The sequence below is a fragment of the Nocardioides ungokensis genome, assembly GCF_013466985.1.
Taxonomy (GTDB): Bacteria; Actinomycetota; Actinomycetes; order Propionibacteriales; family Nocardioidaceae; genus Nocardioides; species Nocardioides ungokensis.
Map to the genome: position 1 here is coordinate 4,432,949 of NZ_CP059164.1, position 15,414 is coordinate 4,448,362.

At 73.7% G+C, this 15,414-nt stretch carries 16 protein-coding genes and 1 pseudogene; 13 read left to right on the forward strand and 4 right to left on the reverse strand.

Translation table 11 applies throughout. The features are described 5' to 3' along the window. Positions 1–69: 69 nt before the first annotated feature. The 10 genes and pseudogenes from H0S67_RS21990 (at position 70) to H0S67_RS22030 (ending at position 9,874) form a co-directional block, all read left to right on the forward strand. A pseudogene (locus tag H0S67_RS21990) lies at positions 70–742 on the forward strand (response regulator transcription factor). Between the two features lie 575 nt (positions 743–1,317). Beyond that, entirely contained in the window at positions 1,318–1,671 is a 354-nt protein-coding gene (locus H0S67_RS26225; RefSeq protein WP_246355429.1) for a HAMP domain-containing protein, read from the forward strand. Next, positions 1,647–2,210 (forward strand): sensor histidine kinase, encoded by a 564-nt coding sequence (locus H0S67_RS26230; RefSeq protein WP_246354960.1) that lies wholly within the window; start codon positions 1,647–1,649, stop codon positions 2,208–2,210. The genes H0S67_RS26225 and H0S67_RS26230 overlap by 25 nt, the downstream gene beginning before the upstream one ends. A gap of 75 nt (positions 2,211–2,285) precedes the next feature. Beyond that, positions 2,286–3,548 (forward strand): phosphoribosyltransferase family protein, encoded by a 1,263-nt coding sequence (locus H0S67_RS22000; protein ID WP_180937054.1) that lies wholly within the window; start codon positions 2,286–2,288, stop codon positions 3,546–3,548. A gap of 92 nt (positions 3,549–3,640) precedes the next feature. Further along, positions 3,641–5,371 (forward strand): acetate--CoA ligase, encoded by a 1,731-nt coding sequence (gene acsA, locus H0S67_RS22005; RefSeq protein ID WP_180934778.1) that lies wholly within the window; start codon positions 3,641–3,643, stop codon positions 5,369–5,371. After that, on the forward strand, positions 5,368–6,351 hold the full coding sequence (pdhA, locus tag H0S67_RS22010; RefSeq protein WP_180934779.1) for a pyruvate dehydrogenase (acetyl-transferring) E1 component subunit alpha: 984 nt from the start codon (positions 5,368–5,370) through the stop codon (positions 6,349–6,351). The genes acsA and pdhA overlap by 4 nt, the downstream gene beginning before the upstream one ends. Then, a complete protein-coding gene (locus tag H0S67_RS22015; RefSeq protein WP_180934780.1) occupies positions 6,348–7,343 on the forward strand; it encodes an alpha-ketoacid dehydrogenase subunit beta in 996 nt (331 codons plus the stop codon). The genes pdhA and H0S67_RS22015 overlap by 4 nt, the downstream gene beginning before the upstream one ends. After that, a complete protein-coding gene (locus H0S67_RS22020; RefSeq protein ID WP_180934781.1) occupies positions 7,340–8,674 on the forward strand; it encodes a dihydrolipoamide acetyltransferase family protein in 1,335 nt (444 codons plus the stop codon). The genes H0S67_RS22015 and H0S67_RS22020 overlap by 4 nt, the downstream gene beginning before the upstream one ends. 2 nt (positions 8,675–8,676) lie before the next feature. Then, a complete protein-coding gene (locus H0S67_RS22025; protein ID WP_180934782.1) occupies positions 8,677–8,931 on the forward strand; it encodes a phosphopantetheine-binding protein in 255 nt (84 codons plus the stop codon). 109 nt (positions 8,932–9,040) lie between these two features. Then, positions 9,041–9,874, forward strand: a complete 834-nt coding sequence (locus H0S67_RS22030) for an alpha/beta fold hydrolase (RefSeq protein WP_180934783.1) — start codon at positions 9,041–9,043, stop codon at positions 9,872–9,874. Here H0S67_RS22030 and H0S67_RS22035 read toward each other — a convergent pair. The 3 genes from H0S67_RS22035 to H0S67_RS22045 all read right to left on the reverse strand — a co-directional run bounded on the left by H0S67_RS22035 (position 9,871) and on the right by H0S67_RS22045 (position 12,269). Further along, positions 9,871–10,440 (reverse strand): phosphatase PAP2 family protein, encoded by a 570-nt coding sequence (locus tag H0S67_RS22035; RefSeq protein ID WP_180934784.1) that lies wholly within the window; start codon positions 10,438–10,440, stop codon positions 9,871–9,873. The two genes, H0S67_RS22030 and H0S67_RS22035, sit on opposite strands and share 4 nt — an antisense overlap. Then, positions 10,437–11,753 carry a diacylglycerol/lipid kinase family protein gene (locus tag H0S67_RS22040; RefSeq protein ID WP_180934785.1) on the reverse strand — a complete coding sequence of 439 codons (1,317 nt, stop codon included), beginning with the start codon at positions 11,751–11,753 and terminating at the stop codon, positions 10,437–10,439. The genes H0S67_RS22035 and H0S67_RS22040 overlap by 4 nt, the downstream gene beginning before the upstream one ends. A gap of 126 nt (positions 11,754–11,879) precedes the next feature. Next, positions 11,880–12,269, reverse strand: a complete 390-nt coding sequence (locus H0S67_RS22045) for a spore germination protein GerW family protein (protein ID WP_180934786.1) — start codon at positions 12,267–12,269, stop codon at positions 11,880–11,882. Between the two features lie 102 nt (positions 12,270–12,371). Between H0S67_RS22045 and H0S67_RS22050 the strand changes: the two genes are divergently transcribed. Continuing rightward, positions 12,372–12,578, forward strand: a complete 207-nt coding sequence (locus H0S67_RS22050; protein WP_180934787.1) for a hypothetical protein — start codon at positions 12,372–12,374, stop codon at positions 12,576–12,578. Positions 12,579–12,609: 31 nt separating this feature from the next. Beyond that, on the forward strand, positions 12,610–13,434 hold the full coding sequence (locus H0S67_RS22055) for a hypothetical protein (protein ID WP_180934788.1): 825 nt from the start codon (positions 12,610–12,612) through the stop codon (positions 13,432–13,434). 25 nt (positions 13,435–13,459) lie between these two features. Here H0S67_RS22055 and H0S67_RS22060 read toward each other — a convergent pair whose 3' ends face one another. Beyond that, the gene (locus H0S67_RS22060) at positions 13,460–13,948 is read right to left on the reverse strand and encodes a GNAT family N-acetyltransferase (RefSeq protein ID WP_180934789.1); all 489 of its coding nucleotides are present in this window, start codon (positions 13,946–13,948) and stop codon (positions 13,460–13,462) included. A gap of 121 nt (positions 13,949–14,069) precedes the next feature. Here H0S67_RS22060 and H0S67_RS22065 point away from each other — a divergent pair, with 121 nt between their 5' ends. Beyond that, positions 14,070–15,377 carry an HNH endonuclease signature motif containing protein gene (locus H0S67_RS22065; protein WP_180934790.1) on the forward strand — a complete coding sequence of 436 codons (1,308 nt, stop codon included), beginning with the start codon at positions 14,070–14,072 and terminating at the stop codon, positions 15,375–15,377. The last annotated feature ends 37 nt before the right edge of the window (positions 15,378–15,414 follow it).

Below are 15,414 nucleotides of genomic sequence, written 5' to 3' on the forward strand. Positions count from 1 at the left end.
CTCAGACTCGGCTGGCAGAGTGGTGCCGTGACCGACTCTGCCTCCAGCGGCCTGCCCCGGCCCCGCGTCATGGTCGTCGACGACGACAAGGCGGTGCGCGAGTCCCTGCGGCGCTCGCTGGAGTTCAACGGGTACGACGTCAGCCTGGCCTCGGACGGTGCCGACGCCCTGGCCGGGATCGCCGGCACCCAGCCCGACGTCGTGATCATGGACGTGATGATGCCGCGCCTCGACGGCATCGAGGCGACCAAGGCGCTGCGCACCGCCGGCAACGACGTGCCGATCCTGGTGCTCACCGCCCGGGACGCGGTCGGCGACCGGGTCGAGGGGCTCGACGCCGGCGCCGACGACTACCTGACCAAGCCGTTCGCCCTCCAGGAGCTCCTCGCCCGGCTCCGCGCGCTGCTGCGCCGCGTCGTGCCCCGTGAGGACGGCACCGAGGAGATCCTCGGGTTTGCCGACCTCTCCATGGACGTCGCCACCCGCGAGGTCCGCCGGGGTGACCGGACCGTCGAGCTGACCCGCACCGAGTTCACGCTGCTCGAGATGTTTCCTGCGCCGCCCGCGCCGGGTCCTCGAGCGCTCCTTCATCCTCGAGGAGGTGTGGGGCTACGACTTCCCGACCACGGCGAACTCGCTGGAGGTCTATGTCGGCTACCTGCGCCGCAAGACCGAGGCCGAGGGCGAGCCGCGCCTGATCCACACGGTCCGCGGCGTGGGCTATGTGCTGAAGGAGTCATGAGCTCCCTGACCCCGCCGCCGCCACCGCCCGACGGACGGTCGGTGCCACCGGTCCGGGAGGGGGACGAGCGTCGCTGGCACTACCGGCGCTCCCTGGCCAGCCGGGTCACCCTGCTCACCACGATGGCCGTGGGCCTGGCCGTCGCCTTCGTGGCGATGGGCGCCTACGTGACCGTGCGGATGCAGCTGCAGTCCTCCCTCGACGAGTCACTGCTGGAGCGAGCGGACTCGGCGTCCCTGGGCCTGTGCAACCCCAACACCGGTGTGCCGACGAAGTACTTCGGCGCAACGGACGTGTGGATCGCCTGCGTCACCGGTCAGTTCGCCGTGACCTCGGACAGTCTGCCGAACATCCGTCTCGGCGACCCCGAGTTCCAGGTCATCTCGGGATCGCAGCAGTCCTCGATCAACACCGTCAGCAGCAACGACCACCGGCTGTGGCGCGTGGCGGCGGTCCGCCGCGACTCGGGACAGACGATGATCATCGCCCAGCCGCTCGATTCGCAGCAGCGCGTCCTCGACCGGCTCGGCGCGGTGATGCTGTTCTTCGGCCTGGCCGGCGTGATCGCGGCCGGGATGGCCGGGTGGGGTGTGGCGCGCAACGGGCTGAGACCGGTCCGGCGGCTCACCAGCTCGGTCGAGCACATCGCCCGCACCGAGGACCTGACGCCGCTCCCGGTCGAGGGCGACGACGAGATCGCCCGCCTCGCCACGGCGTTCAACCAGATGCTGACCGCGCTGTCCGCCTCGCGGGACCGGCAGCGCCAGCTGGTCGCCGACGCCGGGCACGAGCTGCGCACGCCGCTCACCTCGCTGCGCACCAACCTCGACCTGCTCACCCAGGCCGACGGCCCGGGCGGCGCCCACGGCCTGCCGCCGAGGCGCGCGCCGAGCTGCTCGAGGACGTGCGCGCGCAGATCGAGGAGCTGACCACCCTGATCGGCGACCTCGTCGAGCTGGCCCGCGACGACCCGATGACGCACGTGGTGGAGGCCGTCGACCTCGCCGAGGTGCTCGACCGGGCGGTCGCGCGGGTCCGGCGCCGCGCCACGGGCATCACCTTCGACGTGACGGGGCAGCCGTGGTGGGTGGTCGGTGAGCCCGCGGGCCTGGAGCGGGCCATCACCAACCTCCTCGACAACGCCGCCAAGTGGAGTCCCCGCGAGGGCACGGTCACCGTCCGGCTCGCCGACGGGGTGCTCACCGTGGACGACGAGGGCACCGGCATCGCGCCCGCCGACCTCCCCCACGTCTTCGACCGCTTCTACCGCTCCCAGGAGTCCCGCTCGATGCCCGGCTCGGGGCTCGGGCTCTCGATCGTGCGGCAGGTCGCCGTCCGCCACTCGGGCACCGTCGTGGCCAGCGCCTCACCCGCCGGAGGCGCTCGGCTCACCCTGTGGCTGCCCGGCTACGACCGGCCTCTCGGGCCGAAGGTCCCTACCGGGGCGAGGTCACCGGGCAGAGCGTGAACGGGTCGGACCCCCGCACCGGGAGGTGACCCACCGTGATGTTCGACGACCGCACCGCACGACGCCGGGCGCCGGCTGGCCCGGGCCCTCGAGGCCTACCGAGACGCCGACACCGTCGTCCTCGGACTGCCCCGCGGCGGGGCGCCCGTCGCCTTCGAGGTCGCCCGGGCACTGCACGCTCCCCTCGACGTGATCCTGGTCCGCAAGCTGGGGGTGCCCACGCAGCCCGAGCTGGCCGCCGGGGCGGTCGGCGAGGACGGCGTCCTCGTGGTCAACCCCGAGGTGGTCGCGGGCGCGGGGCTGACCCGCGACTCGCTGCGGGTCCTGGAGGAGCACGGCCGCGCCGAGCTCGACGAGCGGGTACGCCGGCTGCGGCCGGGCCACCCGAGGAGGTCCCTGCTCGACCGGGTCGCCGTGGTCGTCGACGACGGGGTGGCCACCGGCGCCACCGCCCGGGCCGCCTGCCAGGTGGCCCGCGCCCACGGGGCGCGCGCCGTGGTCCTGGCCGTGCCGGTGGCGTCCCGCCAGGCGGCCGCGGTCCTGGCCCGCGACGTGGACGACCTGGTCTGCCTCGACCAGCCCTCCCCGTTCTGGGCCGTGGGCCAGGTCTACGGCGACTTCGGCCAGGTCAGCGACGAGGAGGTGCTGTCCCTGCTGGACCGCGCGGCCTGGGCGGCGTCCGACGTGCTCATCCCGGTGCCCGGCGCGGCACGACCGCTGGAGGGCATCCTCGACGTGCCTGCCCGGCCCGTGGGCCTGGTGGCCTTCGCGCACGGCAGCGGCAGCAGCCGGCTGAGCCCCCGCAACCGCCTGGTCGCCCGGGTGCTGCGGGAGGCGGGCCTGGGCACCCTGCTCCTCGACCTGCTGACCGGTGACGAGGACGGCGACCGGGACCTGGTGTTCGACATCGAGTTCCTGGCCGGGCGCCTCGCCGCGGCCTGTCAGTGGCTGCAGCGGCAGCCGGGCTGCCGGGCGCTGCCGCTCGGCCTCTTCGGCGCGAGCACCGGCGCCGCGGCCGCCCTCTGCGCGGCCACGGACCCCCGCCTGCGGGTGGCGGCCGTCGTGTCGCGGGGCGGGCGCCCCGACCTCGCCGGTGCCCGGCTCTCCGGGGTCCGCGCGCCCACGCTGCTCCTCGTCGGGGGTCGCGACGAGCTGGTGCTGCAGCTCAACCGGCAGGCCGGGCAGCAGCTGCCGCACGCGAGCCTGGTGGTCGTCCCCGGAGCCACCCACCTCTTCGAGGAGCCCGGCACCCTGGAGCGGGTGGCCGACCTGGCCCGCGACTTCTTCCTCGAGCACCTCGCGCACGGCCCGCACCTGGCGGCCTCGCCCACCGGCTGAGCGCAGACCCATGGCCCTGCCGGGAGCCGACCTTCGGCCCTGCCTGGCCGGGACGCACCGTCGTTGACTGGCGGGACCGGAAGGAGCCCCCCGTGCTGCACCTGATCCCCCCGACGTACGAACAGCTCCGCCGCACCTTCACCTGGGACCGCGCCCGTCGGGACCTCTCCGGCCTGCCCGACGGCCGCGGTCTCAACATCGCCCACGAGGCCGTCGACCGGCACGTCGGCGCCGGGCTGGGCCACCGGGCCGCGTTGCGCTGCGTCGACGAGGACGGCGTCGTCACCACGACGACGTACGAGCAGCTGCGCCGGGAGACCAACCGCTTCGCCAACGTGCTCGCCGACCTCGGCGTCGAGCGCGGGGACCGGGTGATGACGCTGCTGGGGCGACAGCAGGAGCAGTACGTCGCCGCGCTCGGCACCCTCAAGCACGGGGCCGTGTTCTCGCCGCTCTTCTCCTCCTTCGGCCCCGAGCCGATCCGCGAGCGCCTCCGGATCAGCGGGGCGCGGGTGTTGGTCACCACGCCGTTCCTCTACCGCCGCAAGGTGGCCGCCCTGCTGGCGGACCTGCCGTCGCTGGAGTACGTCCTGGTGGTCGGTGAGCCGCCGGACGAGCACACCCTGAGCCTGACCGCCGAGATGGCGCTCGCCTCGGACGACTACGAGATCGCGCCGACCGACCCCGAGGACCCGGCGCTGCTGCACTTCACCAGCGGCACCACCGGCCGACCGAAGGGCGCCGTCCACGTGCACGAGGCCGTGGTCGCCCACCACGCGACCGCCGAGCTCGCCCTCGACCTGCGGCCCGGTGACGTCTTCTGGTGCACCGCCGACCCGGGCTGGGTGACCGGCACGTCGTACGGCATCATCGCGCCGCTCACCCACGGCGCGACGCTGATCAGCTACGCCGGCGAGTTCGACGCCCGTGCGTGGTACCAGCTGCTCGAGGCCCAGCACGTCAACGTCTGGTACACCGCGCCGACCGCCCTGCGGATGCTGATGAAGTACGGCGCCGGCGCGGCGCGGGCGCACGACCTGTCGACGCTGCGGCACATCGCGAGCGTCGGCGAGGCTCTCAACCCCGAGGTGGTGACCTGGGGGACGCAGGCCTACGGCCGGCCGATCCACGACAACTGGTGGCAGACCGAGACCGGCGCGATCATGGTCAGCAACTACGCCGGCATGGAGATCCGGCCGGGCTCGATGGGGCGGCCGATGCCCGGCGTCGAGGCGGCCGTGCTGGTCCGCGGCGAGAACGGCCGGGCCCGTGTCGTCGACGACCGGGTGACCGTCGCCGGCCCCGGGGTCACCGGCGAGCTGGCGCTGCGGACGGGCTGGCCGTCGATGTTCCGCGGCTACCTCGGCGAGGAGGAGCGCTACCGCGCCTGCTTCGCCGACGGCTGGTACCTCAGCGGCGACCTGGCCCGGGTCGACGAGGACGGCTACTTCTGGTTCGTCGGCCGGGCCGACGACGTGATCAAGTCCGCCGGCCACCTGATCGGCCCCTTCGAGGTGGAGACCGCGCTGATGGAGCACCCCGCCGTGGTCGAGGCGGGCGTGATCGGCAAGCCCGACGCCGTCGCCGGCGAGCTGGTCAAGGCGTTCGTGACGCTGCGGCCCGGCTTCGAGCCCGACGACGCGCTCCGCCGCGACCTGCTGGCGTTCGGGCGGCACCGCCTCGGCGGGCTGGCGCCCAAGGAGATCGACTTCGACCAGCACCTGCCGCACACCAGCAGCGGGAAGGTGATGCGCCGGCTGCTCAAGGCCCGCGAGCTCGGCCTGCCCGAAGGGGACATCTCCACCCTTGAGAACGCCCCGTGAGCGCCAAGCACCGCCAGGAGCTGCTGCGCACGATGGTGCTGATCCGCCGCTTCGAGGAGTCCTGCGCCGAGCTCTACAGCGCGACCCGGATCCGCGGGTTCCTGCACCTCTACATCGGCGAGGAGGCGGTCGCCACCGGGGTGATGTCGGCGCTGCGGCCCGACGACGCCGTCGTCTCGACCTACCGCGAGCACGGGCACGCGCTCGCCCGGGGCGTGCCGCTGGACGCGCTGATGGCCGAGATGTTCGGCCGGCAGACCGGCTGCAGCCGGGGCCGGGGCGGCTCGATGCACCTCTTCCACAAGGAGACCCACTTCGTCGGGGGGAACGCCGTCGTCGCCGGTGGCATCCCGCTCGCGGTCGGGCTCGCGCTCGCCGACCGGATGCAGGGCCGCGACCGCGTCACCGCCTGCTTCTTCGGCGACGGCGCGGTCGCCGAGGGCGAGTTCCACGAGGCGATGAACCTCGCCGCCCTGTGGCGCCTGCCGGTGCTCTTCTGCTGCGAGAACAACCGCTACGCGATGGGCACCGCGCTGGCCAAGGAGCACGCCCAGACCGATCTGGCACTGCGGGCCTCGTCGTACGGCATGGCGTCGTGGCCGGTCGACGGGATGGACGTCGAGGCCGTCGAGGACGCCGCCACCCGGGCAGTCGAGGAGATCCGCGGCGGTGGCGCGCCGGTGTTCCTCGAGCTGCGGACCTATCGCTTCCGTGCCCACTCGATGTACGACCCGGACCGCTACCGCACCAAGGAGGAGATCGCGTCGTGGCGTACCCACGACCCGATCCCGACCTTCGCGGACCGGATGCGGGCCGAGGGCCAGCTCGACGACGACGAGCTGGTCGCCCTCGAGGCCGAGGTGGCCGGCCTGCTGGCCCGGGCCGTCGAGGCCGCGGAGCAGGCGCCCCGGGAGGCGGTGGAGGACCTGACCAGGTTCGTGACGAGCACCGCTCTCACAAACACCGCCGCGGGCCGATGACCACCGTGACCACGGTCGAGGCGACCTACCGCGAGGCGATGCGGGAGGCGATCGCGGAGGCGATGCGCGCCGACGAGCGGGTGTTCCTGATGGGCGAGGACGTCGGCAGCTACGGCGGCTCGTTCGCGGTCAGCCTCGGGCTGCTCGAGGAGTTCGGGCCGGAGCGGATCCGGGACGCGCCGCTGTCGGAGTCGGGCTTCGTCGGCGCCGGGATCGGCGCCGCCCTCGGCGGGATGCGGCCGATCGTCGAGATCATGACGGTCAACTTCAGCCTGCTGGCGCTCGACCAGATCCTCAACAACGCCGCGTCGCTGCTGCACATGTCCGGGGGCCAGTTCAACGTGCCGCTGGTGATCCGGATGACCACCGGCGCCGGGCGGCAGCTCGCCGCCCAGCACTCCCACAGCCTCGAGGGGTGGTACGCCCACATCCCCGGGCTGCGGGTCCTCGCGCCGGCCACCCTCGAGGACGCCCGCGGCATGCTCGCCCCGGCGCTCGCCGACCCCGACCCGGTGCTGATCTTCGAGCACGGCTCGCTCTACAACCTCGCCGGCGAGCTGCCCACGGACGCCGGCGCCGTCGACATCGAGCACGCCGCGATCCGGCGCAGCGGCGAGGACGTCACGCTCATCGCCTACGGCGGCTGCGTCGGCAAGGCCATGGCGGCTGCGGACCTCCTGGCCGCGGAGGGGTCCTCCGCGGAGGTCGTCGACCTGCGCACCCTCCGTCCGCTCGACGACGCGACGATCCTGGCGTCGGTGCGGGCCACCCACCGCGCCGTCGTGGTCGACGAGGGCTGGCGCAGCGGCAGCCTCGCCGCCGAGGTGAGCGCGAGGATCACCGAGCAGGCGTTCTACGACCTCGACGCCCCGGTCGAGCGGGTGTGCACGGCGGAGGTGCCCCTGCCCTACCCACGTCATCTCGAGGAGGCCGCGCTGCCCCAGCCGGAGACGATCGCCGCCGCCGCGCGGCGGACGTGGGAGGGCGGATGAGCGACTTCACGATGCCGTCGCTGGGTGCGGACATGGACGAGGGCACCCTGCTGGAGTGGCTGGTCAAGCCCGGCGACACCGTGCAGAAGGGCGACCTGATGGCGGTCGTCGACACCTCCAAGGCGGCCGTGGAGGTCGAGAGCTTCACCGACGGCGTGGTCGAGTCCCTCGTCGTCGAGCCCGGCACCAGGGTCCCGGTGGGCGCGGTCCTGGCCACCTTCGCCGCGGCCGGCGCCGAGCCGGCGCCGCCCGAACCGAGGAAGCGGCCGAGCCGCCACGCCGCGAAGATGCCGGTGGCGATCGCCGAGGAACCCCTGGTCAGCTCCCCCCTGGTGCGCCGGGAGGCCGAACGGGCCGGCGTGGACCTCGCCACCGTGACCGGCACCGGCCGGGGCGGGGCGATCACCCGCGCCGACGTGGCCCACGCGGCGGCACCGCCCGCGGTCCCGGCGGCGCCCCATGCCCGACCGTCCGAGGGACGACGCGGACCGGCGCGCGTCACGCCGTACGCCCGGAGGCTGGCCGGGGAGCTCGGCGTCGACCTCGACCGGCTGCCCGCCCCTGAACGACGCCCGGTGCGCGCCACCGACGTGCGGGCCGCGGCGGCCGGTTCCGAGCGGCCCGCCCCGGAGCGACCAGAGGTCGCCGCCCCTGCCCAGGCGGACCGCCGGGAGGAGATGCGTCGCACCATCGCCACCGTGATGGCCCGGTCCAAGCGGGAGATCCCGCACTACTACCTGACCCTCACCATCGACCTCGACCGCGCGCTGCGGTGGATGCGCGAGCGCAACCGCGACCTGCCGGTGGCCCAGCGGCTGGTCCCGGCGGCCCTGCTGCTCAAGGCGGCGGCGCTGGCGGCGGCGGCCAACCCGGGGCTCAACGGCTTCTGGGTCGACGACGAGTTCCGGCCCGGGTCGGGGGTCCACCTCGGGGTGGCGGTCTCGCTGCGCGGCGGCGGCCTCGTCGCCCCCGCGATCCACGACGCGGACCAGCTCGACCTCACCGACGTGATGGCCGGGATGCGCGACGTCGTCACCCGGGCCCGCGCCGGCCGGCTCCGCCGGGCCGAGCTGAGCGACCCCACGATCACCGTGACCAACCTCGGCGAGCAGGGCGTCGAGTCGGTGCACGGCGTGATCTACCCGCCCCAGGTGGCGCTCGTCGGCTTCGGCCGCGTCACCGAGCGGCCGTGGGCGGTCGACGGTCTCCTCGGCGTGCGCCCGCTCACGGTGGCCACCCTCGCAGCCGACCACCGCGCCACCGACGGCTTCACCGGCGGCCGCTTCCTGGCCGCCGTCGACGAACGTCTCCAGAGCCCCGAGGAGCTGTGACCATGCCCGATCCGACCACCCTCACCGACGACCAGGCCCGCGAGGCGGTCACTGCGGCGCTGCTGCGCATCGTCCCGGACGCCGATCTCGACGAGGTGGGCGACGACGGCGCGCTGCGGGCCGAGCTGGAGCTGGACTCGCTGGACTTCCTCGGGTTCGTCGAGCAGCTGAGCGCCTCGACCGGCGCCCGGATCGACGAGGACGACTACCCCGCGCTGCGCACGATGCGCTCCTGCATCGCTTTCCTCACTCGCTGACAGCAGGACCACCGGCCCCCGTGGGTCGGGACTTCCGGACCCACCCTCCGGTCCTGCCTGCGGCGACACTCAGGTCAGGACTCGGGTCCTCGGTTGAGGAGGCCGACCCATGAGGGCACGGATGGAGTGGCGCACGATGCGGGTCGACGGCCGCCCCGCGTCGTACGGCGTCGCGGGCGACGGGCCGCTGGTCGTCTTCCTGCACGGGTGGGGACTCTCCCACCGCACCTACCGCCACGGCCTCGAGCTGCTGGTCGGGCACGGGGTGCGGGTGCTGGCCCCGGCGCTCCCCGGCTTCGCCGGCACCGCGTCGCTCCCCGAGGACGCCTTCACGCTCCAGGGGTACGCCGAGTGGGTGGCGGCCTTCCTCGAGGAGTACGGCGTGGACGAGCCGGTCACCCTGATCGGTCACTCCTTCGGGGGCGGGGTGGCCCTGCACGCCGCCCACCTCCGTCCAGACCTGTTCGGCCGGCTGGTGCTGGTCAACTCGATCGGCGGGTCGGTGTGGTCCAACCGCGGCGAGCTGCCGGTGCCGATGGCCGACCGGCCGATGTGGGACTGGGGGCTGCACATCGCGGCCCACGCCCTGTCGGTGCGGTCGTTCACCCGCGTCATGCCCGTGATCGCGGCCGACGCGGTTCCCAACTTCGTGCTGCACCCGACCACGCTGTGGAAGGTCGGACGGCTCGCCCGCGACGCCAACCTGGCTGCCGAGCTCGAGGAGCTCAAGGAGCGCGGGCTGCCCGTCGTCATCGTCTGGGGACGGGACGACACCGTGATCCCGTGGGCGTGCGCGGAGTCCCTCGCCGTGGCGCTCGGCAAGACCGAGGTCGTCACCGTCCCCGGCAACCACAGCTGGCTGCTCGCCGACCCGACCCGGTTCGCCGAGGTCATCACCAACGTCATCGGCATCGAGGGCGACGAGGAGACGCAGGCGTCCTAGCGGCGGGGCGCCGGGCGCCGGCGGGCCACGAGGTGCGCCGCCGTGCCCATGCCGGCACCGATCAGGGTCCCGGCTATGACGTCCCCGGGGTAGTGCACCCCGGTGTGGACGCGCGAGTAGGCGACCACGGTGGCCGCGAGCCGGAGCACGCTGTCCAGCTCCGGGATCTCGCTGCCGACTGCCGTGGAGAACGCGAACGCCGAGGCGGAGTGGCCCGACGGCCAGGAGTGCGACCCCGGCATCCGGACCCCGTGCGTGCGGACCGAGCCCTCCAGCGAGGGGCGGACCCGCTTCGGGACCGGCTTCACCAGCAGGTTGACGGTCGCCGAGGTGACGGCGATGGCGCCGAGCCCGACCACTGCGGCCCGACGCGGTCGGGGTCCCGACACTCCCAGCGCCGCGGCGATGCCCATCCAGAGGACGGACCGGTCGGCAGTGCGGGAGATGCGGGCCAGGGCGAGGTCGATCCGCGGCGTCGGGGTCGACTGCACGGCGGCGTACACGGCGCGGTCGAGCTCGACGAGCTCGTGGCCGACCTGCCGGATCCGCGGGCGGAGCCCCGTCACCGTGCGGACCCGCTCCGCGAGAAGGACGCGAGGCGCAGCAGCTCGGCCCAGCTCCAGGTGGGCCGCCGCGGTGGTACGCCGGGCCGGTCGCGGGGCACGCGCACCCGCAGAGCGCGGGGGCGGACGCTGCAGCGGACCGGGGTGGGCACCACGACGGACTCACCGTCGATGCCCACCGGGATTTCCGGGGCGTCGGAGGAGATGACGACCTCGGGGGCGGTGGTCGCGACCACGCCGTGCCGCGTGGCGCCGCGCAGCAGCCCGACGGCCTGCCGGGCACTGCCGGCGGTCACCGAGACCACGCCGAGCCGCCCGGTGTCGAGCCGGGCGCGGCGCCCCAGCCCGGCCAGGTCGCCCATGCCGTACGGGTTGTCGCTGACCAGCACAGCCTGCGGGTGGTCGACCACGATCCCGTCGACGTCGAGCCGCAGCTGCGGGCCCTTGGCGCCGCTCAGCAGGTCGGGCAGCACCTCGAGGGTGGTGCGGGTCTTGTCCTCGCGGTAGCCCGGGCTCTGCACGGCAGCAGCGTACGCACCGAAGGAGGCGTTGTTGACGAAGGTCCGGCCCGCGATCACCCCGAGGTCGACGCGCAGCTCCACGGCGTCCTCACCCAGCGCCGCCAGGCAGGTCGAGGGGTCCTCGCGGTCGAGCCCGAGGTCGAGCGCGAAGTGGTTGCGGGTGCCGGCGCTGATGACCAGGAGCGGTACGTCGTGGTCGGCGGCCACCCCGGCGACCAGGGCCTGGGTCCCGTCGCCACCGGCCACGCCCAGCAGGTCGGCTCCGCGGGCCACGGCCTGGCGGGCCAGCTCGGCGACGTCGATGATCTCGGGTCCCTCGAGCAGCACCACCTCGGCGCCGAGGGCCTCGGCCTTGGCCTGCAGGTCGAACCTGGCCACCTTCCCCCCACCCGAGCGCGGGTTCATCACGATGAACGGGTGCCGCGGCGGCGGGACCACCTGCTCGGGCATGCCCTCGGTGTCGGCCCCGGGGGTCAGCGCCACCCGTCCCGCGCCGACGGCCAGGGCGAACAGGCCCGCGCAGACGAGCAGCGGGAGCAGCAGGTCGTTCACGGCGAGCAGCACCACCAGCGCCACCGGGGCCGCCAGGGCGACGACGAGGCTGGCGGTGCGCCGCCACCCCCGCAGTGCCAGGAAGGAGTAGCCCGCCGCCACGAAGGCGACCACCGCGATCGCGACCACCAGGAACAGCCACAGCGCGCGCGACGCCGCGGCCGAGACGAGCCCGATGATGCCGAGGACCGCGAGGACGAGCGCCAGGCGTGCCCACCAGGGGTGGCGCTCGCTGCCGTTCATCGCGTCCCCTTCCGCCGGGGAGGCACCACCGCGCCCGCGACCGCCGTACCTCCGATGCCCTCACGGTGCCCGGCGCACGGCGGCCGGCACATCACCTGCGCGGGGTGAGGTCGCTGTGACGACGGCTCAGGCGGCGGACCGCTTCGCCCGGGCCCGCGCGGCGAGCAGCTGCCACTTGGCGGTGGCGGCGCGGGCGCGGACCACGCGCGGGCGGCTGATCAGGTAGGCGATGACGACGAGGCCGGCGATGGTGAGGATCCGGTTGGGGTCCAGCGCCGGGCGCCAGCTGACCTCGCCGTTCCGGATCACGTAGGCGCCCACCGGGCGGCCGGTGACGCCGAACCCGCCCCCCTCGCCCTCCTGGCCCTTCTCGTCGTGCCCGGTCCCGCCCCCGCCTCCGCCCGAGACGACGGCGGCCGGGATCACGGTCAGCCCGTCCTTCTCGTAGGGCTCGCCGTAGACCCGCTTGACGGTGATGGCGTCCCTGGCTGTGTTGACGACGTCCGCGACCTTCATGGCTCCACACTCCGACCGGCCCCGGCCCCCGGACAGGGCAGAAGGTCCTCAGCCGCTGCCCCCGGCCGAAGGTCGCGCGACCCCTGTCGCATCATGATCCCCGTGACCGCCCTGGAGACGTCGTACCTCTCGCCCGATCCCGTGCTCCTGTTGACCACGCTGCTGGTCGTGGGGGTCCTCGTGGTGTGGCCGCTCGTGGACGCGCTGCGGCAGGGACGCTACGGGTGGGCGGTCGCGATCGTGCTGCTCTCGCCGTTCGCGGGGATCCTGTGGTTCGCGGTCGGCAGGCGGGTGCGGAGCACCGTCTGAACACTCGACAGCGGCCGAAAGGAAGACCGGAGTGGAGGTCTTGGAGGCTTTCACGCAGTCGAAGGACCCGGCTCGACCGAACGAGGACGCGTACGTCGTCCTCGAACGGCACGCCGCGGTGATCGACGGCGCCACCGACAAGTCCGGGAAACGCTACGAGTGGAGGGGCGAGACAGCCTCCTCGGGTCGCTTCGCGGCGTTGGTGGTGGCCGACGCCCTGGTCGCGCTTGAAACCACGTGCAGGGCGCCCACGTCGGTGGAGGCAATGACGTTCATCGGTCGGCGTCTCGACGAGGCCGTGCTCGAGCAACAGCCCGATATCGGCGTCCACCAGCGTCCGGCATGCTCGCTCGTCGTGTACTCGGCACCCCGCCGGGAGGTGTGGAGCGTCGGGGACTGCTCCTGGGCCTTCCGCGGAGTCCAGCACCGCGCCGGCAAGAAGATCGACGACATCACCGCGTCCCTCCGCGCCGCGGTGACCGAGGCACACCTCGCCGACGGGTGGGCGGTCGAGGAGCTCGCGCGCCAGGACCCGGGGCGGGAAGCGATCCACGGCCTGCTCGACCACCAGGGCGTGTTCGCAAACCGCGTGCACGATCTCGGCTACGGCTCGGTCAACGGGCTCCCGGTCCCGGAGCAGTACGTCGTCGCGACGGCCTTGGCCGGCACCGGGACGCTCGTCCTGACCTCGGACGGCTACCCGGCGATCCTCGAGAGTCGCGAAGCCAGCGACCGGAACCTCTTCGAGCTCGTCCGCGACGACCCCCTGTGCATCGGTCCGTTGCTCGGCCCCAAGGCGGCGTCGCCCGGCGCCTCCGTGTACGACGACCGCACCTGGCTCAGCCTCCACGTCTGACACGGCTCGCGGACCTCAACCCTGGTCAGAGATCGATCCAGTAGCGCCGTAAGCGACCGTGCTCTTCGTCGACGACCTTCTCGAGAACCCCACCGTGCCGCTCGATGGTGCTGATCGAGCCCACATTGTCGTCCAGGCAGACCAGCAGCAGGCGGCTCAGGCCGGCCGTTCGCGCGCGTGGGAGAAGCTCACCCAGCGCCCAGGTCGCGATCCCGCGTCCCCGAGCCGACGGGTGGATGCCGTAGCCCACGTGCCCCAGTCGCATGACGTCCGGGCTGGCCGTCGTACGCAGGGCGACGCCTCCCAGCACCTCGTCACCGTCGACGATCCACCACATCCGGGCGGCAGGCAGCGACCGGAGTCGACTCACCCAGGCAGCGAATCCCTCCGCGCTCTCGACCTCGTCGTCCGGGCCCAGGCCGAAGCCGTCCTCGTGCAGACCAGGTCCCCACTCCCGGTGGGACGCGAGCCAGGCCGAGTGCCGTGTGACGTCTGGCCGAACCAGCTCGAGCATTCCCGAAACCTATCGTCGACGGGGCCGCGTTCTCTTGCTGGCCCGAGGTGTCCGAGGGCCCGTCCACAGGGCACTCCTCCGGCGGCGCCGGACTGTCGGTGGTCAGTGCTTGAGTGGTCCTGTGATCGAGACGGACAGCATGGGCTTCCCGGTCGTGGTCGAGGACCTCGACGCCGACGGGCTGCTCGCGCTGGCCGAGGAGTCGGAGGTGCAGGCCCGTGCGGCCGAGCGCCGCAAGCTGCGCTACGTCGCCCATTGGTGCGTGCTCAACCCCGCGCTCGACGACGACCCCGCCGTGTGGAGCGACGCCGGCCCGCCGGCGGGTGGGTGCGACAAGCGGGTCGGCGGTGAGGGGACGCCCGCGGTCAGGCCGTTCGCGGCCGAGCAGCTCGGCGCCGCGCTCGGCATCTCGACGTACGCCGCCACCCAGCTGATGTCCGACGTGCTCGACCTGCGGCACCGGCTGCCCCGCACCTGGGCGCGGATCGAGGCACTCGAGATCCCGGCGTTCCGCGGCCGTCGGATCGCGCAGGCCACCACCGGCCTCTCGAAGGCCGCCGCCGCCTACGTCGACGCCGAGCTGGCACCGATCGCCGGCAGCTGCGGGGCCAGGCGGATCGACCGCGCGATCGCGGAGGCCAAGGCCCTGGTCGACCCGGAGTCGGTGTCCGAAGCCGAGGAGCAGGCGAAGTCGAGCTGGGGCGTCACTCTCAGCCACGGGCCCGTCGACGGTCCGGGCGCCTGGGCGGGCACCTCTTGGCTGGAGGCGGCCGGCGACACCCTCGACCTGACCCGCTTCCACGACCTGGTCTGCGAAGTGGCCGAGCAGCTCCGCCTCGATGGCGACGACTCGCCGCTGGAGGAGCGCAAGGCCCGCGCGCTCGGGGTGATCGCCGACCGCGCCCACGGCGGGCTCGACCACCCCAACGGCAGGGCAGGTGGCGGCAAGACCAGGCTGTACCTGCACGTGAACATGGCCGACCTCGACAGCCCCGACGCGATCGGCACGGCCGAGCGGCTCGGTCCGGTGACCCTGGCCAAGATCCGCGACTGGCTCCAGCACAGCAGGGCCACGATCGTGCCGGTGCTCGACCTCGGCGCCCGTCGGGCGCTGGACCGCCACGACCCCGACGAGCGGATGCGCGAGCAGGTGGTCCTGCGAGACGGGCACTGCATCTTCCCCTGGTGCGAGACCGACGCCCGGTCCGGCGACCTCGACCACATCGAGCCCTACCGGGACCCGGACGACGGCGGGCCGCCGGGCCAGACGGATCCCGAGAAGCTTGCACCGCTGTGCAGGCGACATCACCGCGGCAAGACCGCACGACACTTCCGCTACCGACGCAACGAGGACGGCAGCTACACCTGGCAGTTCCCGCTGGGTCGCAGCTACCTGGTCGGCGGCGCGGGGACGTTCCGCCTCACCTGAGCCCGGCGGTCGACCAGTAGTCCGATCGCGCCATTGC